Genomic DNA, 20,952 nt, shown 5'->3' with positions numbered 1-20,952 from the left:
GGGACTCCGACTCGGCGGGGACGGACGAAGATCTCATCATTAATACCGCGTAACTCTCCCGTAGGGGAGAGGAACGCAGATCTTTGGCATGTCCCGCTATCGGGCCGCGCAGGTGCCGAGCGTGCCGGTCTGCGCGATGGCGCGGGAGGAGCCGCCGACCATGATCTTGTAGCAGCCGTCCGCGACCTTCCACGCGCCCGCCGCCGTGTTCCAGTAGGCGAGGGACCGCGTGGTCAGCGGGAACGTCACCCTGCTGCTCTGCCCGGGCGCCAGCGTCAGCTTGGCGTAGCCCTTGAGCTGCTTCGGCGGCTGCGGGATCCCGGAGCCGGGCGAGGGCATCCCGACATAGAGCTGCGGGACGGCGACCCCCGGACGCGTACCGGTGTTCGTCACCGTGACCTGAGCCGACCCTGAGCCGACGGTCAGGCCGCTGTAGGCGAACGTGGTGTAGGACAGGCCGTGCCCGAAGGGGAACCGCGGTGCGATGCCCTTCGCGTCGTAGTGCCGGTAGCCGACCATGACGCCCTCGGAGAACGTGGTGGTCTTGCCGACGCCCGGGTACTGCGCGGCGTTCCCGGCCGTGGGCGCGTCGTTCTCCGCGACGGGGAATGTCACCGGGAGCCGGCCGCCCGGGTCGACGTCCCCATAGAGGACCCTGGCGAGCGCGTTCCCGGCCTCCTGGCCCGGATACCAGGCTTCGACGATCCCCTTCACCTGCCCCGCCCAGGGCGTCAGCACGGGACCGCCCGTCTCCAAGACGACGATCGTGTTGGGGTTGGCCTTGGCGACCTCGGAGATCAGAGCGTCCTGGTCGCCCCGGAGCGGGTCGCCGCACTGGAGGGTCAGGCACGACTTGTCGAAGAACTCGCCCTGGCTGTCGCTGGCGAAGACGACCGCGACGTCCGCCTTCCGGGCGGCCTCCGCGGCCGCGCTCCGATCACCGCCGTCGCTGTAGGTGACCTGGACCCCCGAACCCGCCCGCCGGGCGATGCCCTCCCGCGCGCTGACCGCGTCGAACGGCTCCACGCGCGCCGAGCCGAACCCCGCCTGGCTCTGCGCGGCGGGCCGTCCGACCAGGGCGATGGACGCGGGCGCCCGCAGCGGCAGGACGCCGTCGTTCTTCAGCAGCGTGATGCCGTTCTCCGCGAGCCGCCGCGCCGCCGTCGCGCTCGCCGTCCGGTCGATCCCGCTGAGGTCGTTGGGGTACGCCGGACGGTCGAAGACGCCGAACTCGAACATCGTGCGCAGGATGGTGCGGACATGCCCGTCGATCGCGGCCTGCGTCACCTTCCTCTGCTGGACGGCCGCCTTCAGCAGGAACGCGTTGTACTTCATGCCGAGCGGCAGCTCCATGTCGAGCCCGCCGTTCGCGGCCCCGGCGGTGTCCTGAGCCGCGGTGTGGTCGGATGGGACGAACCCCTTGAACCCCCACTCGCCGCGCAGGATCCCGTTCAGCGACGTGCCGTCCTGGCACGCCCAACGGCCGTTCACCTTCCCGAACCCGCACATCACCGTCGCGACCCTGGCCTGCTTGACGGCGGCCTCGAACGGCGGCAGGTAGATCTCGCGGAGGGTGCGCGGATCGACGTTCATGGAGAGGGACAGCCGGTCCGTCTCCTGGGCGTAGACCGTGAAGTGCTTGACCGACGCCATCACGCCCTGCTCCTGCGCGCCCTGGATCCACGACGTCCCGATGCCCGCGGACAGGTACGGGTCCTCGCCGAACCCCTCGAACGCGCGGCCGTTGCGGGGCGTGCGCAGCACGTCCACGGTCGGCCCGAAGACCAGGTCGTTGCCGCGGTGCCTGGCCTCCCAGGCGACCGTCCCGCCATAGAGGCGCGCGGCGGCCGGATCGAAGCCCGCCGCGAGCGCGATCGGCGCCGGCAGCGCCGTGGCCCTGCCCTGGCGGACCCCGGCGGGCCCGTCCGCCATGTACAGCGGCGGGACGCCGAGGCGGTCGATCCCGTCGTTCGTGTCGGCGTGCGCGGTCTCGATGAAGCCGCCGAGCGGACCGCCCATCGGGTCGTCGGACGCCAGCAGCGCGATCTTCTCGTCCTCGGTCATCCGCGGCAGCAGCAGCGCCGCCCGCTGGTCCGGGGTGAGCGACGTCCCGCACCACGGGCGCCGGGCCGGGTCCCCGCAGCGGCCGGTCGCCGCCGTGGCCTGCGCGGACGCGCCCGCGACGGTGGCCGCGGCCGCCAGGGCGCAGGCCAGTGCTCCCGCCGCGGGTCCCCGGCGGCGCATCAGTGCCCGTCCTCGACCTGGACGCGCAGCGCGTTCAGCGCGAAGGCGACCATGTGGTAGTGGCCGATGAGGATCACGAGCTCGATCAGCTGGTTCTCACCGAAGCGCCCCGCGAGCGCCGCCCACGTCCCGTCCGTGACGGTGCCGAGCTCGTCCAGCTCGTCCGCGGCCGTCAGGACGGCCAGGTCGTCCTCGCTCCACGCGTGGTCGTCCAGCCCCAGCCGGGTCGCGGCGACCTCCGCCTCGGTCAGGCCCGCCTCCAGCCCGATCCGCCGGTGGTGCGTCCACTCGTAGGCGCAGGACCGGCGGTGCGCCGTCCTGAGGATGGCGAGCTCGCGGTCCCGGGCCGGGATGGTGCCCTTGTACAGCAGCATCGAGCCGAACCCGATCCACGACTGGAACAGCTCGCGGTGCCGCCCGATCGTCGTGAAGACGTTCAGCGGCCCGGTATTGGCGACGACGGCCTTGAGCGCGTCGTCCCACTCGCCCTCGGGCAGCGGTCCGACGCGCGGCGTCTGAGGCTCATGGTGCTCTGGAGTATCGGCGCACATGCCGACATTTCTGCCACCAATCGGTGGGAAGATGCTACCCCGCGAGCCGTTCTTGGCCGGATCGTGTCACCCCGGCGGGCTACGCCAAACGAGCAACTGCTGCTGTGGCCAGGTCGGTGAGGGCTTCGCGGGCTTCTTCGGTGATCGGGGCGGCGGCGAGGGCCTCGCGGGCTTCGCGGGCGTAGCGGTCGATCAGCGCCTCGCAGGCCGCGAGGCCGCCGGTCTCCTCGATGATGGCGCGGAGCTCGTCCACGCCGGGACGGTCCAGCGCGGGGTCGCCGAGCCGCCGCTGGAGCGCCGCCGCCTGCGCCGCGCTGGCCCGTTCCAGGGTGAGCGCCACCAGGACCGTGCGCTTGCCCTCGCGCAGGTCGTCGCCCGCGGGCTTGCCGGTCTCGGCCGGGTCGCCGAAGACGCCGAGGACGTCGTCGCGGAGCTGGAACGCGATGCCGAGGGGCAGCCCGTAGCCGGTGAGCGCGGCGGTCACGCGCGGGTCGGCGCCGGCGAGCGCGGCGCCGAGGTGCAGCGGGCGCTCGATCGTGTACTTGGCGGCCTTGTACTCCACGACCCGCAGCGCGGTCTCGACCGTCGCCTCGCCGCGCGTCCCCTCCAGCATGTCGAGGTACTGGCCGCACATGACCTCGGTGCGCATCACGTCGTAGACGGCCCGGCCGCGGCGGCGGCGCTCGTCGTCCAGCCCGCACGTCTCGAACATCTCGCTCGACCAGGCCAGGCACAGGTCGCCGAGCAGGATCGCGGTGCCGCCGCCGAACGCCTGCGCGTCGCCGGGCCAGCCCTGCGCGCGGTGCAGCGCCTCGAACCGGCGGTGGACGGACGGCTGCCCGCGGCGGGTGTCGCTGGAGTCCATGACGTCGTCGTGGATCAGCGCGCTCGCCTGGAGCAGCTCCAGGGACGCCGCGGCGGCCACGATGCCCGGGTCGGTGCCGCCGCCCGCCGCGCGCCAGCCCCAGTAGCAGAACGAGGGGCGGAGCCGCTTGCCGCCGCTCAGCAGCGCGTCCAGGGCGGACATCAGCGGCGCCAGGTCGGCGCTGATGTCCAGCAGGGCGGGGCGCTGCCGGCCGACGAAGTCGAGGAGCGCCTCGTCGATCTCCTTGCGGAGCCGGCTCATCGGCGTGCCGTGCCCGCGGACGTGCGGCTCGTGGGCGTGCGGGACGTGCGCGGGCGGCTCCTCGACATGGGGCGATCGTATCGAGCGGTTCGCGGCCTTCGACCGGGCAGGAGCGGGCAATCTCCCTGGAGTCCGTTAATTTGGGACATAACGGAATCGAGGCGTGGGCGGAATCACCTTTGCCGCCCGGTGACGTCCCTTCTGTAGGCTGGGGCGATGCGACGTCTGCGCCCAGACCGGCCCCCGACCGTCCGAGAGCTGCTGGCCTCGGGCGACCGGTCCTTCTCGTTCGAGTTCTTCCCGCCCAAGACCGAGAAGGGCGCGCGGACGCTCTGGCGCACGATCCGCCAGCTGGAGTCCCTCCACCCGACGTTCGTGTCGGTGACCTACGGCGCCGGCGGCGGGACCCGCGACAAGACCGTCGACATCGTCGAGCGGATCGCCACCGACACCACCCTCACGCCCGTCGCGCACTTCACGGCCGTCAACCACTCCCAGGCCGAGCTGCGGCAGCTCATCGGACGGTTCGCGTCGGTCGGCGTGCGCAACATCCTCGCCGTCCGCGGCGACCCGCCCGGCGACCCGACGGGGGAGTGGGTCAAGCACCCGGACGGGGTCGAGTACGCCGCCGAGCTCGTCTCCATGATCCGCTCGTACGGCGACTTCAGCGTCGGCGTCGCCGCGTTCCCCTACAAGCACCCGCGCTCGGCCGACATCGAGAGCGACACCCGGCACTTCGTCGCCAAGTGCCGGGCCGGCGCCGACTACGCGATCACCCAGATGTTCTTCCGCGCCGACGACTTCCTGCGGCTGCGCGACCGCGTCGACGCCGCCGGCTGCGACGTGCCGATCATCCCCGGCATCATGCCGGTCACCCAGATCAGCACCATCGAGCGGTCGGAGCAGCTCTCGGGCGCGCCCTTCCCGGCGGAGCTGCGGGCCCGCTTCGAGGCCGTCGCGGACGATCCGGAGGCCGTCCGGCGGCTCGGCATCGAGCACGCCGCGGAGCTCTGCGCCGAGCTCCTCGACCAGGGCGCGCCGGGCATCCACTTCATCACCTTCAACCAGTCCACGGCGACCCGCGAGGTCTACGGGCTGCTGGAGGCCGGCGGGTACGGCGCCAGGGGCAGCGTCCCGCCCATGACCGCGTAGCGGGGCCCGCCCCCGGGGAACTCGAAGTCGGTCAGCAGATCCACCATGCCTACCGAACGGTAGAGGCGCCGCGCGGGCGTGTCGGGCCTGCGGTCCAGCGTGGACAGCACCACCGTCCGCTCCTGCCTGCCCTCGCACAGGGCCGTCAGCAACCCGCGGCCGAGGCCCCGGCCCTGGGCGTCCGGGTGGACGTGGAGCTCCGCCACCTCGAACGGGTCCTCCAGCCACGCCTCCGCGTGGTCGACGCCCTCCCGCTCGCTCAGCGCGTGGTAGACGACGTCGTGCCACCACTGCCCGCGCTCGCCGTGGAACCCGTACGCGAACCCCTGCACCGGGCCCGGCAGACCGGGCAGCGCGCCCCGCCGCTCCGCGACGAACGCGCGGAACGCCGGGTAGGACGAGTGCCGCTCCATGATCGTGTGCCGGCCCGGGAGCTGCTCCGCGGGCGGCTCCATCGCCGCCGCGTACACGTCCAGCATCGGGTCCAGCCGGCGTAGGAAGGCGCGTTCGTCGATCTCGCGCAGCTTCGGGTCCCTCACCAGAGAGAGACTAGACCCGCGAGATGGTCCTCTGCGTGGAGGAAAGCCGGTCGTAGATGTCCCACAGGATGCGGTCCGCCGCCTTCTTCAGCGTCCCGCGGTTGGCGTCGAGCTGCCCGCTCCACTGGCGCGCCTCCGGACCCAGCCACGCGTCGGTGGAGCCGAGCGTGCGCACCGGCGCGTCCAGAGCCGTCCGGAGGCGGTCGATGCTTCCGTAGGCGTCCACGTAGGCCTGGTACAGCTGCCTGTAGGCCGGATTGGGCTGCTCTGTCGGCGACAGCTTGGTCGCCGCGGCGGGGTCCAGCGGCGGGGGCAGGCTCCCGGGAGGCGGTGGGGCGGCCATGCTCAGTCACTCCGTCCCGTGGTCGGTTCCAGGTCGAGCTTGGCGATGGCCTCGCGCGTCTTGCGGCTCATGTCGGCCCCCGTGAGCACCTGGACGGCCACCGGACGGATCCCCGCGTGGTCGGCCTCCGCCAGGAACGCCCGCAGCCACTTCACGTCCATCGTCAGATGGTGGCTGGACGTGCCGAGCGACTCCTCGATCACCTTCAGCCGCGCCTCGTCCCCGCGGACCGTCCCCAGCAGGTCCGCCGTGGCGGCCGGACCGAGCCGCTCGTACAGCTTCTCGGTGTAGTCGGGATCGTCCGCGTTCGCCTTGAGGTGCGTCCACACCGACCCGGGGACGGGCTTGCCGTCCTGGATCGCGGCCACCGCGGCCAGCGCGTCCACCTTCGCCGCCTTGGCCGCGGCCTGCCGGTTCGGGAAGTTGCCCAGGTCACCGGCACCGCGCGGAGTCGGCGACGGCGCCCTCGGCGGCGTCTTCACCGGATGCGGCCGCCCTCCGCCGGACGACCCGGAACCCCCGCCCGGGGAGCCACCCCCCGGGGACGGGCCGACGGGCGCCTGGCGCCGCGGTGCCGGAGCGCCGGGCTTCGCGCCCACGGGCGACGGGCTCGGCGCGGGCACCGGCGGGGCGCCCACACCGCCGCCGCCGTCCGGATGGGTGATCGCGTAGTTGTAGCGGCGCGTCAGCATCCCGAGCTGGTCGGCGGCCCACTGCGCCACCTGGTCGGCCTGCCGGTACCCGGCGGCCGACACCCCCGGCGGCGGCCGGTGCCCGTTCAGCCAGCTCCGGATCGCGTTCTGCGCGTCCTGCACCTGCTTGATCACCTGATTGAGCGCCGGTGGATCGATCCCGCGGAATTCCGGGTCGCGCGCCGCCGGGCCGGTGCGCATCTGCGCGGTCATCGCCCCTCCGGAGGTCACCGATCGTCATGGCCCAGTCGCCCAGGATCGTCAGTTTCCCAGAATCACACCCGCGTCACAGGCTGTCGAGGGCCTTCCGTACCGAATCGGCATCGCGCGCCACGACGGCCCCGCCGCCGCCCACCACGATCGGCCGCTGGATCAGCACCGGGTTCGCCACCATGATCTCGATCCAGCGCTTCCGGTCGTGCTCCAGGTCCTTCAGCCCCAGCTCCTTGGCGACGGGCTCGTTCAGCCGCGCCACGTCCCACGGCTCCGCGCCGATCCGCGTGAGCACCGCGTCGAACTCCTCCGCCGACGGCGGCTCGTCCAGGTAGCGGCGCTCGGTGTACTCCACGCCCGCCTCGTCCAGAGCCGCCTTCGCCGCCCGGCTCTTCGAGCACCTCGGGTTGTGCCAGATCTCCACGTGCTCTCCTCAGTCGCCGACCTCAGCCGGGGTGCCCCCGGTGAGGCGCACCAGCTCCCCGAACGACGTCGGGAAGACGGTGTGCGGGACACCGCCGGCCGCCCACACCTGGTCGTACTTCTCCAGCCACACGTCCACGAGCGTACGGATCGGCGCCGGGTGCCCCAGCGGAGCGACACCCCCGATCGCCTGCCCCGTCGCCTCCCGGACGAACTCCGGCGTCGCCCGCCGGACCTTCTCCGCCCCCACCAGCGCCGCGACGCGCACCGTGTCCACCCGGTGCGCGCCGCTCGTCAGCACCAGCAGCGGCGCCCCGTCGGCGTCGAACACCAGGCTGTTGGCGATCGCGCCCACCTCGCAGCCCAGCTGGTCCGCCGCGGCCTGCGCCGTGCGCGCCGAGTCCGGCAGCTCCACGATCTCCCCGGCCGCGCCGCCCTCGCGCAGGGCCTTCGCCACACGTTCGGCATTCGGATGCATGGGAAGCACTTTAGAGTCAGGGTCGACGCGAGGAGACCGATGGACATGCGGAAGACCGCGCTTTTGCTGATCCCGGCCGTCCTGATCGCGGCGTGCGAGCCGGTGGACGAGGCGGGCGCCCCACCGCCGTCGCACTCGGCCTCACCGTCCACGCGCAAGCCGTCCCCGAAACCCTCGCCCGTCCAGCGCAAGCTGAAGCCCGGCGCGAAGGGCGCCGACGTCAAGCGCCTCCAGCAGCGCCTCAAGGACCTCCACTACGACCCGGGCAAGGCCGACGGGCGTTACGGCCCGTCTACGCAGCTCGCCGTCTGGGCCTTTCAGGGCGTCAACAGGCTCAAGCAGACGGGCACCCTCGGCAAATCGTTCTGGAAGGCCCTGGACCACCCGCGCGACCCGCGTCCCGTGGCGAAACGCCGCGAAGCCACCCGCGTGGACGTCGACCTCCGCCGCCAGTACCTCGTCCTCTACAAAAACGGGAAACCTCGCCTCATCAGCCACATCTCCTCCGGCTCGGGCGAGTACTACTGCGCCAAGGACCGCGGCGCCACGGTCGCCCGCTGCCGCTACGCCACCACCAGCACGGGCGACTTCCGCACCGGACGCCGCGCGTCCGGCTGGGAGACCTCGCCCCTGGGGCAGCTCTACAACCCCATCTACTTCAACGGCGGCATCGCCTTCCACGGCGCCCTGGACGTCCCCCGCTACCCGGCCTCCCACGGCTGCGTCCGGATGCCCATGCACATCGCCGAGTACCTCCCGAGCCTGCTGGGCACGAACGTCCCGGTGCACGTCAGGCGCCCCTCCTGAGGCCACCGACGATCACACGGCGGGCGCGGCCCGGACGGCCGTCCTGACGCCGCCGCCCCGAGCCGTCGTGAGAACTGTCAGACCCGTGTGTTCTCCTGTTCACAAGCCCGCTGACCTGCGGAGAGCGACACCCATTCGAACACGTTGACGAATCGCCGCGGGAACGCTTTACTGGTCCTGCGTCGAACTTATGTTCGACGTGGCGCGGGACTCGCGGCCCGCGCCAGGGCGACGTCCCCGCCGGGGGGAGCGTGGCGCTGCTCGTTGCGCGGCACGCCACCAGGCCTCCGGCGGGACGGAACGGTCGGGCGGAGTGAGGGGAAGCTCTCCGCCCGGCCGGCCCGAGCCCCGGAAGGAGGCATTCATGTCCGGAACGATGACCGCACGCGGAGCCCACTCCGCCGTTCATTCCGCCGCCCAGCCCGTCCCGCCGAGCCCGCGGCCCCGCCCGCTGCCCGCGCCCCGTCCGGGGCACACGGCCGTCGGGCAGCTCCACGCCGCCCGCATGGGCCTCGCGGAGGCGGCCGAGGCGACCTCGCCCGCGGTCCGCTACGTCTGCGCCCACCTCGCCGCCCTCCGCGCCGCCGCGGCCGTCCTCGCCGCCAAGGAGCCCGTCGAGACGCACCGCCGGGGCCGTCCCCGCAGCGTCTGGGTCCTGCTCCCCGAGGCCGAGCCCGCCCTGCGCGAATGGGCCGCCTTCTTCGCCGCCGGCGCCGACAAGCGCGCCGCCGCCGAAGCGGGCCTCCCGCGCGCCGTCACCCCGCGCGAGGCCGAGGAACTGCTGCACGACGCCGACGTCTTCGTCACTCTCGTCGAGGACACCCTCGGCATCACCAGCCAGCCGACCCTGCCGATCCCCGAGGCCAGCTGAGCCGCCTCCCCGCCGGCCGTCCCCCCGACCTCCCCTGGGGACGTCCGGCGCCGAAGGCCGGGGCCACCGTCCCGTCGTCCCCACCACGGGCCGACGACCCCGGCCTTCGGCCCCTCACGCCCTGCCGCCCTCCCGACCGACCGCGCCGGCGGCGACCGCATCCCCCCGAGCCGGCCGCCACCGGCGCGGTCCCCAGCCCACCCAGGGCGACGCAACCACAAGCGCCCACCCGCCCAACTCGGCAGCCCCTTGCCGCCGGACGCCGCCGACAGCGACTCGGCGCACGTCCACCGAACCACGGGCGCCCGCAGACGCGTCCACGGGGTGACGTTCACGGGTGACGCGGCGGCTGACGCTGTAAGCAACCCCCTGCCGCTGAGCGTCGCACCGACCCCGGCTCGACGCGATGCCGCCAGGCCACGGGCGACCACGGGCACATCCACACGAGACAGGCTGGGTGCCGCTGTCAGCAGACCTCGCTCAGCCTGGGCGCCGCGGACCGCGGCTCGTCGCACGTCCACCAGGCCACGGCGACCGCGGACGCGTCCACGGGTGGCGCGGCGTGTGACGCGGTAAGTGAATCCCCTGCCGCTGAGCGTCGCGCCGACCCCGGCTCGACGCGATGCCGCCAGGCCATGGGCGACCACGGGCACATCCACACGAGACAGGCTGGGTGCCGCTGTCAGCAGACCTCGCTCAGCCTGGGCGCCGCGGACCGCGGCTCGGCGCACGTCCACCAGGCCACGGCGACCGCGGACGCGTCCACACGAGACGAAGCGGGTGACTCGCAGCCCCCTTGCCCCTGGCCGCCGCCGACAGCTCGGCGCGCACCCGCCGGGCCTCCGGCGACCGCGGACGCGTCCACGTGTGACGCGGCGGGTGCCGCTGTCAGGAGACCCGCTGCCGCTGGGCGTCGGCGACAGTACCTCGGCGCGAAGCCGCCGAGGCTCCGGCGACCACAGGCGCGCCTCGCAAGACTGGGCGGGGCTGTCGGCTGACCTCACTGGCGTTGGGCGTTGCCAGCAGCAGTTCGGCGCGGACCCGCCTGGCCTCGCGTCCGCGGGCGCGTGCACGCGAGATGAGGCGGGTGACGCTCTTAGCAGAGCCCGGTTTCCCTGGACGCCGCCGACAGCGGCCTGGCGCGAACACGCGAGGACTCCGGCGACCATGGGCGCGTCCTCGCGAGGCAGGGTGGGTGCCGCTGTCGGCAGGTCTCGCTTGGCCTAGGCGCTTCGCTGTCCCTGGGGGCGCTGCAAGCGGCTCGGGGCGGACCTGCCGGGGCTCTGGCGACCATGGGCGCGCCCATGGGAGCGGCGGGTGCCGCTGTCGGCAGAGGTCGCGGGGGCTGCGGACGTGTTGTACAGGGTGCGTAGGTCGGCGGCGGCTTCCGGTAGCGGGCGGATGCCTCGTTCGGCGAGCCGTCGCGCAGGGGCCGGTCGAACGCCTGGACGCCCTCCGTCTCGTTCCCCTGGCGGGTGACGTTGAGAGGTACGTCGGTGGCCCAGTGGTCGGTGTTGTGAGCCACTTTGAGTGGGCTATCGCTGTTCGTGGGTGGGGGTTCTGAGGGGTTTGTCGGGGCGTGAGATTGTTAGGGGGGCGAAGCAAGGAGGGCGTGGTGGCGGCGCGCGGGGATCGGGGGCTGGTGGCGCTGCTGGCCTTTCTCGGGGTGATGGCGTACTCGCTGGCGATGGCGGTCGTGACGCCCGCGCTGCCGCAGATCCAGCGCGGGCTGGGGACGACGCCGGCGGGGGCGGCGTGGGCGCTCACGGCGATGACGCTGTCCGCCGCGGTGGCGACGCCGGTGGTCGGGCGGCTGGGGGACCTGTACGGGCCGCGGCGGGTGCTGCTCGCGGTGCTCGCGGTGGCGACGGCGGGGATGGTCGTGGCGGCGTGCGCGGCCACGCTGCCGGTCATGCTGGCCGGACGGGCGGTCGGCGGCATCGGGGGCGGTGTCTTCCCGCTCGCGTACACGATCATCCGGGACGTGGTCCCGGCGGAGCGCAGGGCGTCCGCGGTGGGGCTCATGTCGTCCATGCTCGGGCTCGGCGGGGCGGTGTCGTGGTGCCTCGCGGGGCCGGTCATCGACCTGCTGGGCTGGCGGTGGCTGCTGTGGGTGCCGGTCGCCGGGCTCGTCCCCGGCGTCCTGCTCGCGTGGTGGATCGTTCCACGCTCGGACGCGCGGGACGCGGCAGGGGTCGACTGGTGGGGGGCGCTGCTGTTCGCGGGGTGGCTGGTGGCGGCGCTGACCGCGCTGACGCAGGGGATGGACTGGGGCTGGGCGTCGCCCGGCGTCCTCGGGCTGCTGGCGGTGTCGGCGGTGACGGCGCTCGCCTGGCTGCGGGTCGAGGCACGGGTGGCCGAGCCGCTCGTCGATCTGCGGCTGATGCGGAGGCGGGGGGTGTGGACGGCGAACGCCGCCTCGCTGCTGTCCGGGTACGCGCTGATGGCGGGCGGGCTGCTGTTCCCGCTGCTCGTCCAGATCCCGCGGAGCACCGGCTACGGCTTCGGCGGGACGGCGACCGCGGCGGCGCTGCTCCAGTTGCCCGCGAGCGCCGGCATGACGGTCGCGGGCCTGTCGGCGGGCCTGCTCGACCGGCGGATCGGGTCCCGGGCGGTCCTGCTGGGCGGGGCCGTCCTGACCGGGGGCGGGTACGCGTTCGTGGCGGTCGCGCATGGGGCGATGTGGCAGCTGTACGTCGGCGGGCTCGCGCGGGGGATCGGGCTCGGGTTCGCCTACGCGGCCGTGGCCAACCTCGTCGTCGCGGCCGTGCCGTCCGGGGAGACGGGGGTCGCGACCGGGATCAACACGCTGATCCGGACGGTCGGGGCGTCGCTCGGGACGCAGGTGAGCGCGGTCATCGTGGCCGGTCTTCCCGGTGAGCGCGGTTTCGGCACGGGGTTCGCGGTCAGTGCCGCGGTGATGGCCGCCGTGCTGCCGCTGGCGCTGCTCGTGCCGCGCCGGCGCGGCCGTGCGGTGGCGGAGCGGGAGGACGGCGTCCCGCGGCTTGAGGAGCGGTGCCGTACCGCGTCGGTGACGTGACCGGGCGGGCATGGCGAGCGGGGCCCGCCGCGCGTGCGGTGGGCCCCGGCCGCCGGTGCCGGTACGCGGTGAAGCCGCGTGCCTGGTGCGGCACGCGGTGGGTCAGCGCGCTCGGATCAGAAGGACTCGACGGCGCGGCGCGCCTCCGGGTCCAGGACGCCCCAGGTGATGAGCTCCTCGGTGAGTTCGGTCGGGGACTTGTCGTAGATGACCGCGAGTGAACGCAGGTCTTCCTGGCGGATGGACAGGACCTTTCCGTTGTAGTCGCCCCGCTGGCTCTGGATCGTCGCGGCGTAGCGGGCGAGAGGACCGGCCTTGTCTTTCGGAAGCTGCTGCAGCCGCTCGAGGTCGATCACGAGCTTGGGTGTAGGCCCGAGCGGGCTCGGCGCGGCTCCGCCGGGCAGCAACTCGGAAACCGGCACGCCGTAGAAATCGGCGAGCTCGGCCAGCTTCTGAACGGTGACGGCGCGGTCGCCCCGCTCGTACGAACCCACGACGACGGCCTTCCAGCGGCCGCGGGACTTCTCCTCCACACCGTGCAGGGACAGGCCCTGCTGGGTGCGGATGGCGCGCAGGCGCGCGCCGAGAGCCTTAGCGTATTCAGACGGCATTCTGCGGCCCCCAGGCTCACTTTCGTCGTCGTTTCGGTCCCCGGCGGGTGCCGGGGGAAGACAGCTCCCAGAAGCCCCAAAGCCTCAAGGGTCTGTCTCCAGGGATGGTTACGGACAGTGACGGTAAAACGGTGACGGCCTCAGGTCAAGCTGATTGGAAAAAAGCGGTCGAATCCGCAGGTCTCGATCTGGGCCGTCCGGATCGCCGGAACGCCCTCCGCGCGCGGCGCGGGGAGCCCGGCGAAGCGGTTCGCGAATCATCGTCCCTCTCCCAGTGTGACCCCTCTCACCAGGGACGATGTGGACCGGTCCGGGTGCGGGGCACGGAAGGCCTGCTGCTACGGTGTGGGAGACACGACGTCCTTTAAGACCCGTCCCGTGAGGCGGGAAAGGAGGTTTCGGTGGTGAATGCTGCCTCCCGGCCGGAACGGTCGGCGGAGGCGCGCGTGGCAGACGGTGACCCCCGGCCCAAGGCCGTTCTGGAGGGTCCCGACATCCGGCGCGCGCTGACCAGGATCGCGCACGAGATCCTCGAACGCACCAAAGGCGGGCACGACGTCCTGCTGCTCGGGATCCAGACCCGCGGGGTGACGCTGGCCGAGCGGCTGGCGGGGCTCCTGCGCGAGGTCGAGGGCCGTCCGGTGCCCTGGGGGTCCCTCGACGTGACGATGTACCGCGACGATCTGCGGATGCGGCCCGCGCGCGCTCTGGGGCGCACCGAGCTGCCGCCCGACGGCGTGGACGACCGGGTGGTCGTGCTCGTCGACGACGTCCTGTTCTCGGGACGGACGGTCCGGGCCGCACTGGACGCGCTGAACGACCTTGGGCGGCCGCGCGCCGTCCAGCTCGCCGTGCTCGTGGACCGCGGGCACCGCGAGCTGCCGATCCGCGCCGACTACGTCGGCAAGAACCTGCCCACCTCGATGCGCGAGAACGTGAAGGTGCTGCTGGCCGAGAACGACGGGCGCGACGCGGTGCTGCTCGGTCCCGCGAAGCCGGTCGCGGCGGCGGAGGGAGCCCGGTGAACCGCCATCTGATCTCGGCGGCCGACCTGTCGCGGGACGACGCGCTGCTCGTCCTGGACACGGCCGAGGAGCTCGCCCAGGTGGCGAGCCGTTCGATCAAGAAGCTGCCGACGCTGCGCGGGCGGACGGTCGTCAACCTGTTCTTCGAGGACTCCACCCGGACGCGGATCTCGTTCGAGGCGGCGGCGAAGCGGCTGTCGGCGGACGTCATCAACTTCTCCGCGAAGGGGTCCAGCGTGTCCAAGGGCGAGAGCCTGAAGGACACCGCGCTGACGCTGGAGGCGATGGGCGCGGACGGCGTCGTCGTCCGGCACGGCGCCTCGGGCGCGCCGCACCGGCTCGCGGGCTGGGTGCGGGGCAGCGTGGTGAACGCGGGCGACGGGACGCACGAGCACCCGACGCAGGCGCTGCTGGACGCGTTCACGATGCGCAAGCGGCTGGGCGAGCTGGCGGGCCGCAAGGTCACGATCGTCGGCGACGTCCTGCACAGCCGGGTGGCACGGTCCAACGTGCTGCTGCTGGACACGCTCGGCGCGGACGTCACGGTGGTGGCGCCGCCGACGCTGCTGCCCGTCGCGATCGACACCTGGCCCTGCGCGGTCTCCTACGACCTGGACGGCGTGCTCCCGAAGAGCGACGTCGTGATGATGCTGCGGGTCCAGCAGGAGCGGATGAACGCGGCGTACTTCCCGACGGTGCGCGAGTACAGCCGCCGGTACGGGCTGGACGCCGAGCGCATGGCCGCGCTGCCGGACCACGCGATCGTCATGCACCCCGGTCCGATGAACCGGGGTGTGGAGATCGCCGCGGAGGTGGCCGACTCGGTTCGCTCCACGATCGTCGAGCAGGTCGCCAACGGGGTCAGCGCTCGCATGGCCGTGCTCTACCTGCTGCTCGGCGGGTCGGAGCCCGCGATCGGCAGGCCCACCGCGGGCCGTCCCGCCATCGACACCCCCGGACTCGACGGGCCGAGCGCCGGCGGGCCCGGTACCGGCAAGGAGGTCTCCCGTTGACTCACCTGATCAGGGGCGCGCGGATCGAGGGCGGTGAGGCCGCCGACATCCTCGTCCGGGACGGGAAGATCGTCGAAGTCGGGCCCGGGCTGGACGCCGCGGGCGCCGAGGTCGTGGACGCGGCGGGCCTCGTCGCGCTGCCGGGGCTCGTCGACCTCCACACGCATCTGCGGGAGCCGGGGCGCGAGGACGCCGAGACCGTCGAGTCGGGGACGAAGGCCGCGGCGATGGGCGGCTACACGGCCGTCCACGCGATGGCGAACACCGACCCGGTCGCCGACACGGCGGGCGTGGTCGAGCAGGTGTGGCGGCTCGGCCGCGAGGCCGGGTACTGCGACGTGCAGCCGGTCGGCGCGGTCACCCGGGGCATCGCGGGCGAGCAGCTCGCCGAGCTCGGCGCGATGGCCGACTCGGCGGCGGGCGTGCGGGTGTTCTCCGACGACGGGCACTGCGTGGCGGACGCGGTGATCATGCGGCGGGCGCTGGAGTACGTGAAGGCGTTCGACGGCGTCGTCGCGCAGCACGCGCAGGAGCCGCGGCTCACCGAGGGCGCGCAGATGAACGAGGGCGAGATGTCCGCCGCGCTCGGGCTGCGCGGCTGGCCCGCGGTCGCCGAGGAGGCGGTCATCGCCCGGGACGTGCTGCTGGCCCAGCACGTCGGGTCGCGGCTGCACGTGTGCCACGTGTCCACGGCCGGGTCCGTGGAGATCATCCGCTGGGCCAAGAGCAAGGGCTGCCCGGTGACCGCGGAGGTCACCCCGCACCACCTGCTGCTGAACGACGGGCTGGCGGAGTCCTACGACCCGATCTTCAAGGTGAACCCGCCGCTGCGCACCGCCGACGACGTCACCGCGCTGCGGCACGCCCTCGCCGACGGGACGATCGACTGCGTCGCCACCGACCACGCGCCGCACCCGGTCGAGGCGAAGGAGACCGAGTGGGCGGTGGCCGCCATGGGCATGATCGGCCTGGAGACGGCGCTGCCCGTGGTGCAGGAGGCGATGATCGAGACCGGCCTGCTCGACTGGGCCGGGGTCGCCGACCGCATGTCCCGCCGTCCCGCCCGCATCGGCCGCCTCTCCGGACAGGGTCGTCCGCTGGAGGCGGGCTCGCCCGCCAACATCACGCTGTACGACCCGTCGCCGCGCCGCGCCGTGGACCCGTCGGCGATGACCTCCAAGAGCCGCAACACCCCGTTCGCGGGGCTGGAGCTGCCGGGGCGGGTCGTCGCGACGTTCCTGCGGGGCGTGCCGACCGTGCTCGAAGGGAAGCTGCAATGAACCCTGCTCTGCTGGTTCTGGAAGACGGCAGGGTGTTCCACGGGGTCGCGTACGGGGCCGAAGGGGAGACCTTCGGCGAGATGGTCTTCAACACCGGCATGACCGGCTACCAGGAGACCCTCACCGACCCCTCGTACGCCGGCCAGATCGTGGCCATGACCGCCCCCCACATCGGCAACACCGGCGTGAACGGCGAGGACCCCGAGTCCCGCCGGATCCAGGTCGCCGGGTACGTGGTGCGCGAGCCCGCGCGCGTGGCGTCCAACTGGCGGGCCACGGGCTCGCTGGGCTCGGCGCTGCGCGAGCAGGGCGTGGTGGGCATCGCGATCCCCGGGACGCGGGCGCTCACCCGGCACCTGCGCGACAAGGGCGCGATGCGCGCCGGGGTGTTCAGCGGGCCGGACGCGCTCGCGGCCGGCGAGCAGGCGCTGCTGGAGCGCGTCCGGCAGAGCCCCTCGATGGAGGGCGCCGACCTCGCCCGCGACGTGTCCACGGACGAGAAGTACGTGATCCCGGCCCAGGGGGAGCGGCGCTACACGGTCGCGGCCGTGGACCTCGGGATCAAGACGATGACGCCGTATCGGATGTCGGAGCGGGGCTGCGAGGTGCACGTGCTACCAGCCGGTAGCACCGCGCACGACATCCTCGCGCTCGACCCGGACGGGGTGTTCTTCTCCAACGGCCCCGGCGACCCGGCCGCGGCCGGGTACGCGGTGGACGCGCTGCGGGGCGTCCTGGACGCGGGCAAGCCGTTCTTCGGCATCTGCTTCGGCAACCAGATCTTCGGCCGCGCGCTCGGGCTCGGGACGTACAAGCTGCGGTTCGGGCACCGGGGCATCAACCAGCCCGTCCAGGACCGGACGACCGGCAAGGTGGACGTGTCGGCGCACAACCACGGGTTCGCCGTGGACGCGCCGACGGACGCGCCGTTCGAGACGCCGTACGGGCGCGCCGAGGTCAGCCACGTCAACCTGAACGACGGGTGCGTGGAGGGGCTGCGGCTGCTGGACCGCCCGGCGTTCAGCGTCCAGTACCACCCGGAGGCCGCGGCGGGCCCGCACGACGCCTCGGGGCTGTTCGACCGTTTCTGCGAGCTGATGGAGCGACCGGACGGTACCGAGAGCGGGAAGGGGGCGGAGTAATGCCGCGCCGTGCAGACCTGAAGTCCGTCCTGGTGATCGGCTCCGGGCCGATCGTGATCGGCCAGGCGTGCGAGTTCGACTACTCGGGCACCCAGGCGTGCCGGGTGCTGAAGGCCGAGGGGCTGCGGGTGACGCTGGTCAACAGCAACCCCGCCACGATCATGACCGATCCGGAGTTCGCGGACGCCACGTACGTGGAGCCGATCACCCCGGAGGTCGTCGAGAAGATCATCGCGAAGGAGCGGCCGGACGCGCTGCTGCCCACGCTGGGCGGCCAGACGGCGCTGAACACCGCGATCGCGCTGTACGAGAGCGGCGTCCTCGCCCGCTACGACGTCGAGCTGATCGGCGCCGACGTGGACGCGATCCAGGCCGGGGAGAACCGGGAGCGGTTCAAGGAGGTCGTCGCGAAGGTCGCGCGCGAGCAGGGCCTGAACGCCGAGTCCGCCCGGTCGGCGATCTGCCACACGATGGACGAGTGCCTGGCCGCCGCGCGCGAGCTCGGCTACCCGGTCGTGGTGCGGCCCTCGTTCACGATGGGCGGCGCCGGGTCCGGCTTCGCCCACGACGAGGACGACCTGCGCCGCATCGCGGGCGCCGGGCTCGACGCGTCCCCGACCAGCGAGGTGCTCCTGGAGGAGTCGATCCTCGGCTGGAAGGAGTACGAGCTGGAGGTCATGCGCGACCGCCGCGACAACGTGGTGATCGTGTGCTCGATCGAGAACCTCGACCCGATGGGCGTGCACACCGGCGACTCGATCACGGTCGCGCCCGCGATGACGCTGACCGACCGCGAGTACCAGAACATGCGGGACGTCGCGATCGCGGTGATCCGCGAGGTCGGCGTCGACACCGGCGGCTGCAACATCCAGTTCGCGGTGCACCCCGGCACCGGCCGGATGATCGTCATCGAGATGAACCCGCGGGTGTCGCGGTCGTCGGCGCTCGCGTCCAAGGCCACCGGCTTCCCGATCGCCAAGATCGCGGCGAAGCTCGCCATCGGGTACTCGCTGGACGAGATCCCGAACGACATCACCGCGGAGACGCCCGCCTCGTTCGAGCCGACGCTCGACTACGTGGTGGTGAAGGTGCCGCGGTTCGCGTTCGAGAAGTTCCCCGGCGCCGACCCGACGCTCACCACGCACATGAAGTCGGTGGGCGAGGCGATGGCGATCGGCCGGTGCTTCACCGAGGCGCTGCAGAAGGCGCTGCGGTCGCTGGAGCAGAAGGGCTCCTCGTTCAGCTGGGCCGGTGACTTCGACGTCGAGGCGCTCCTCGACTCGGCGAGCCGTCCGCACGACGGGCGCCTCCGGGACGTCCAGCGCGCGCTCTGGGCGGGCGCGAGCATCGAGGACGTGTACAAGGCCACCCGCATCGACCCGTGGTTCCTCGACCAGATCGTGGCGATCAACGAGGTCGCCGAGGAGATCCGCACCGCCGACGACGCGCTCACCCGCGACAAGCTGCTGCGCGCCAAGCGGCACGGCTTCTCGGACGCGCAGATCGGCGAGCTGCGGAACCTGTCCGAGGAGGTCGTCCGGGAGCTGCGGCACGCGCTCGGCGTCCGTCCCGTGTACCTGACCGTGGACACGTGCGCCGCCGAGTTCGCCGCGCAGACCCCGTACCTGTACTCGGCGTACGACGAGGAGACCGAGGTCCCGCCGGGCGCGAGGCCGAAGGTGCTCATCCTCGGCAGCGGCCCGAACCGCATCGGCCAGGGCGTGGAGTTCGACTACTCGTGCGTCCACGCGTCCTTCACGCTGGCCGAGGCGGGCTACGAGACCGTCATGGTCAACTGCAACCCCGAGACCGTCTCCACCGACTACGACACCTCCCACCGGCTGTACTTCGAGCCGCTGACGCTGGAGGACGTCCTGGAGGTCGTCTACGCCGAGCAGCAGTCGGGCGAGGTCGCCGGCGTCATCGTCCAGCTCGGCGGGCAGACCCCGCTCGGGCTCGCGCAGAAGCTCAAGGACGCGGGCGTGCCGATCGTCGGCACCTCGCCCGAGAGCATCCACCTGGCCGAGGAGCGCGGCGCGTTCGGGCGCGTCCTGCACCGGGCCGGGCTGCTCGCGCCCAAGCACGGCACCGCCACCTCCTACGAGGAGGCCCGCGAGATCGCCGCGGAGATCGGCTACCCGGTGCTGGTCCGGCCGTCCTACGTGCTCGGCGGGCGCGGCATGGAGATCGTGTACGACGACGCGACGCTGGAGTCGTACATGGCGCGGGCCACGGAGGCGAGCCCGGAGCACCCGGTGCTGGTCGACCGGTTCCTGGACGAGGCCATCGAGATCGACGTGGACGCCCTGTTCGACGGCGAGGAGCTGTACCTCGGCGGCGTCATGGAGCACATCGAGGAGGCCGGGATCCACTCCGGCGACTCCGCGTGCGCGCTGCCGCCGATCACGCTCGGGCACGACGACATCCGGCGCATCCGCGAGTCGACGGAGGCGCTCGCCCGCGGCGTGGGCGTGCGCGGCCTCATGAACGTCCAGTACGCGCTCTCCGCGGGCGTCCTGTACGTCCTGGAGGCCAACCCGCGCGCGTCCCGGACCGTCCCGTTCGTGTCCAAGGCGACGGCCGTGCCGCTCGCCAAGGCCGCGGCGCGGGTCATGATGGGCGCGTCCGTCGCCGAGCTCCGCGCGGAGGGCCTGCTGCCCGCGCACGGCGACGGCGGCTCCCTGCCGCTGGACGCGCCGATCGCGGTGAAGGAGGCCGTGCTGCCCTTCGACCGGTTCCGCAACGAGAAGGGCCAGGGCGTCGACACGGTCCTCGGCCCGGAGATGCGCTCCACCGGCGAGGTCATGGGGATCGACGAGGTGTTCGGCACCGCCTACGCCAAGTCCCAGCAGGCCGCCTACGGGTCCCTGCCGACCAAGGGGCGGGCGTTCGTCTCGGTCGCCAACCGGGACAAGCGGCACATGATCTTCCCGGTCAAGCGCCTGGCTGACCTGGGCTTTGAGATTCTTGCCACGGAAGGGACCGCGGAGGTCCTGCGCCGCAACGGCGTGCATGCCAAGATCGTGCGCAAGCACAGCGAGGGTCCGGGCCCGTCCGGCGAGCCCACCATCGTGCGGCGCGTCCTCGACGGCGAGGTGGACCTCATCGTCAATACTCCCTTCGGCGGCCCCGGCCAGTCCGGGCCGCGGCTCGACGGGTACGAGATCCGTACCGCGGCCGTGCTGCGAGGCGTACCGTGCGTGACGACCGTGCAGGGCCTCGCCGCCGCCGTCCAGGGCATCGAGGCCGTCACCGGCGGCCAGGTCGGCGTCCGCTCCCTCCAGGAGCACGCCGAGCGGCTCAGCGGCGCGCACGGCCGGACGGGGCTTCAAACCCCGGCCGGCGGGCATCCCGCCGAGGGCGCGCCCGCCGGCGGAGCGGCTGGCGGCGCCTCCGGCGGCG

Annotated in this window: 17 protein-coding genes and 1 pseudogene; 9 read left to right on the top strand and 9 right to left on the bottom strand. The window is 73.0% G+C overall.

What is annotated here, in order from left to right; translation table 11 throughout:
• Nucleotides 1-96 precede the first annotated feature (96 nt).
• The 3 genes from E1300_RS25535 to E1300_RS25525 all read right to left on the bottom strand — a co-directional run bounded on the left by E1300_RS25535 (nucleotide 97) and on the right by E1300_RS25525 (nucleotide 3,921).
• Nucleotides 97-2,244 carry a beta-glucosidase family protein gene (locus E1300_RS25535; RefSeq protein ID WP_131759601.1) on the bottom strand — a complete coding sequence of 716 codons (2,148 nt, stop codon included), beginning with the start codon at nucleotides 2,242-2,244 and terminating at the stop codon, nucleotides 97-99.
• Nucleotides 2,244-2,795, bottom strand: a complete 552-nt coding sequence (locus E1300_RS25530; protein ID WP_131759600.1) for a carboxymuconolactone decarboxylase family protein — start codon at nucleotides 2,793-2,795, stop codon at nucleotides 2,244-2,246. Before E1300_RS25530 ends, E1300_RS25535 begins: the two co-directional genes overlap by 1 nt.
• 79 nt (nucleotides 2,796-2,874) lie before the next feature.
• Nucleotides 2,875-3,921, bottom strand: coding sequence for a polyprenyl synthetase family protein (locus E1300_RS25525; RefSeq protein WP_131759613.1), 1,047 nt, complete (start codon nucleotides 3,919-3,921; stop codon nucleotides 2,875-2,877).
• A gap of 216 nt (nucleotides 3,922-4,137) precedes the next feature.
• Here E1300_RS25525 and metF point away from each other — a divergent pair, with 216 nt between their 5' ends.
• The gene (metF, locus tag E1300_RS25520) at nucleotides 4,138-5,073 is read left to right on the top strand and encodes a methylenetetrahydrofolate reductase [NAD(P)H] (protein WP_131759599.1); all 936 of its coding nucleotides are present in this window, start codon (nucleotides 4,138-4,140) and stop codon (nucleotides 5,071-5,073) included.
• Here metF and E1300_RS25515 read toward each other — a convergent pair.
• From E1300_RS25515 to E1300_RS25495, 5 genes are all read right to left on the bottom strand, one after another.
• Nucleotides 5,010-5,612, bottom strand: a complete 603-nt coding sequence (locus tag E1300_RS25515; protein ID WP_131759598.1) for a GNAT family N-acetyltransferase — start codon at nucleotides 5,610-5,612, stop codon at nucleotides 5,010-5,012. The genes metF and E1300_RS25515 overlap by 64 nt on opposite strands.
• A gap of 10 nt (nucleotides 5,613-5,622) precedes the next feature.
• Nucleotides 5,623-5,955, bottom strand: a complete 333-nt coding sequence (locus tag E1300_RS25510) for a hypothetical protein (protein ID WP_131759597.1) — start codon at nucleotides 5,953-5,955, stop codon at nucleotides 5,623-5,625.
• 2 nt (nucleotides 5,956-5,957) lie between these two features.
• Nucleotides 5,958-6,860, bottom strand: a complete 903-nt coding sequence (locus E1300_RS25505) for a hypothetical protein (protein ID WP_131759596.1) — start codon at nucleotides 6,858-6,860, stop codon at nucleotides 5,958-5,960.
• Between the two features lie 73 nt (nucleotides 6,861-6,933).
• Entirely contained in the window at nucleotides 6,934-7,284 is a 351-nt protein-coding gene (locus tag E1300_RS25500; protein WP_131759595.1) for an ArsC/Spx/MgsR family protein, read from the bottom strand.
• Between the two features lie 9 nt (nucleotides 7,285-7,293).
• Nucleotides 7,294-7,761, bottom strand: coding sequence for a YbaK/EbsC family protein (locus E1300_RS25495; protein WP_131759594.1), 468 nt, complete (start codon nucleotides 7,759-7,761; stop codon nucleotides 7,294-7,296).
• 39 nt (nucleotides 7,762-7,800) lie between these two features.
• On the opposite strand from E1300_RS25495, the gene E1300_RS25490 reads away from it, so the two are divergent.
• The 3 genes from E1300_RS25490 (at nucleotide 7,801) to E1300_RS25480 (ending at nucleotide 12,479) form a co-directional block, all read left to right on the top strand.
• Nucleotides 7,801-8,568, top strand: coding sequence for a L,D-transpeptidase family protein (locus tag E1300_RS25490; RefSeq protein WP_131759593.1), 768 nt, complete (start codon nucleotides 7,801-7,803; stop codon nucleotides 8,566-8,568).
• 364 nt (nucleotides 8,569-8,932) lie between these two features.
• Entirely contained in the window at nucleotides 8,933-9,439 is a 507-nt protein-coding gene (locus E1300_RS25485; protein ID WP_131759592.1) for an SAV_6107 family HEPN domain-containing protein, read from the top strand.
• 1,615 nt (nucleotides 9,440-11,054) lie between these two features.
• A complete protein-coding gene (locus E1300_RS25480) occupies nucleotides 11,055-12,479 on the top strand; it encodes an MFS transporter (protein ID WP_242619394.1) in 1,425 nt (474 codons plus the stop codon).
• Between the two features lie 116 nt (nucleotides 12,480-12,595).
• Here E1300_RS25480 and bldD read toward each other — a convergent pair whose 3' ends face one another.
• The gene (gene bldD / locus E1300_RS25475) at nucleotides 12,596-13,090 is read right to left on the bottom strand and encodes a transcriptional regulator BldD (protein WP_030145002.1); all 495 of its coding nucleotides are present in this window, start codon (nucleotides 13,088-13,090) and stop codon (nucleotides 12,596-12,598) included.
• 446 nt (nucleotides 13,091-13,536) lie between these two features.
• On the opposite strand from bldD, the gene pyrR reads away from it, so the two are divergent.
• From pyrR to carB, 5 genes and pseudogenes are all read left to right on the top strand, one after another.
• Nucleotides 13,537-14,115, top strand: coding sequence for a bifunctional pyr operon transcriptional regulator/uracil phosphoribosyltransferase PyrR (pyrR, locus tag E1300_RS25470; RefSeq protein WP_131759591.1), 579 nt, complete (start codon nucleotides 13,537-13,539; stop codon nucleotides 14,113-14,115).
• Nucleotides 14,112-15,041 (top strand): annotated as a pseudogene (locus E1300_RS25465) (aspartate carbamoyltransferase catalytic subunit); the annotation flags it as partial. The gene pyrR and the pseudogene E1300_RS25465, both read left to right, overlap by 4 nt.
• An 83-nt stretch (nucleotides 15,042-15,124) precedes the next feature.
• On the top strand, nucleotides 15,125-16,408 hold the full coding sequence (locus E1300_RS25460; protein WP_131759590.1) for a dihydroorotase: 1,284 nt from the start codon (nucleotides 15,125-15,127) through the stop codon (nucleotides 16,406-16,408).
• The gene (gene carA, locus E1300_RS25455) at nucleotides 16,405-17,550 is read left to right on the top strand and encodes a glutamine-hydrolyzing carbamoyl-phosphate synthase small subunit (RefSeq protein ID WP_131759589.1); all 1,146 of its coding nucleotides are present in this window, start codon (nucleotides 16,405-16,407) and stop codon (nucleotides 17,548-17,550) included. The genes E1300_RS25460 and carA overlap by 4 nt, the downstream gene beginning before the upstream one ends.
• Nucleotides 17,550-20,952 (top strand): carbamoyl-phosphate synthase large subunit (gene carB / locus E1300_RS25450; RefSeq protein ID WP_242619393.1); only part of this gene is annotated, 3,403 nt, incomplete at its 3' end. The genes carA and carB, both read left to right, overlap by 1 nt.

This window comes from Actinomadura fibrosa (assembly GCF_900659615.1).
Lineage (GTDB): Bacteria > Actinomycetota > Actinomycetes > Streptosporangiales > Streptosporangiaceae > Spirillospora > Spirillospora fibrosa.
Note: the sequence above shows the minus strand (reverse complement) of the source record. Positions and strands in the feature narration are given on the sequence as shown.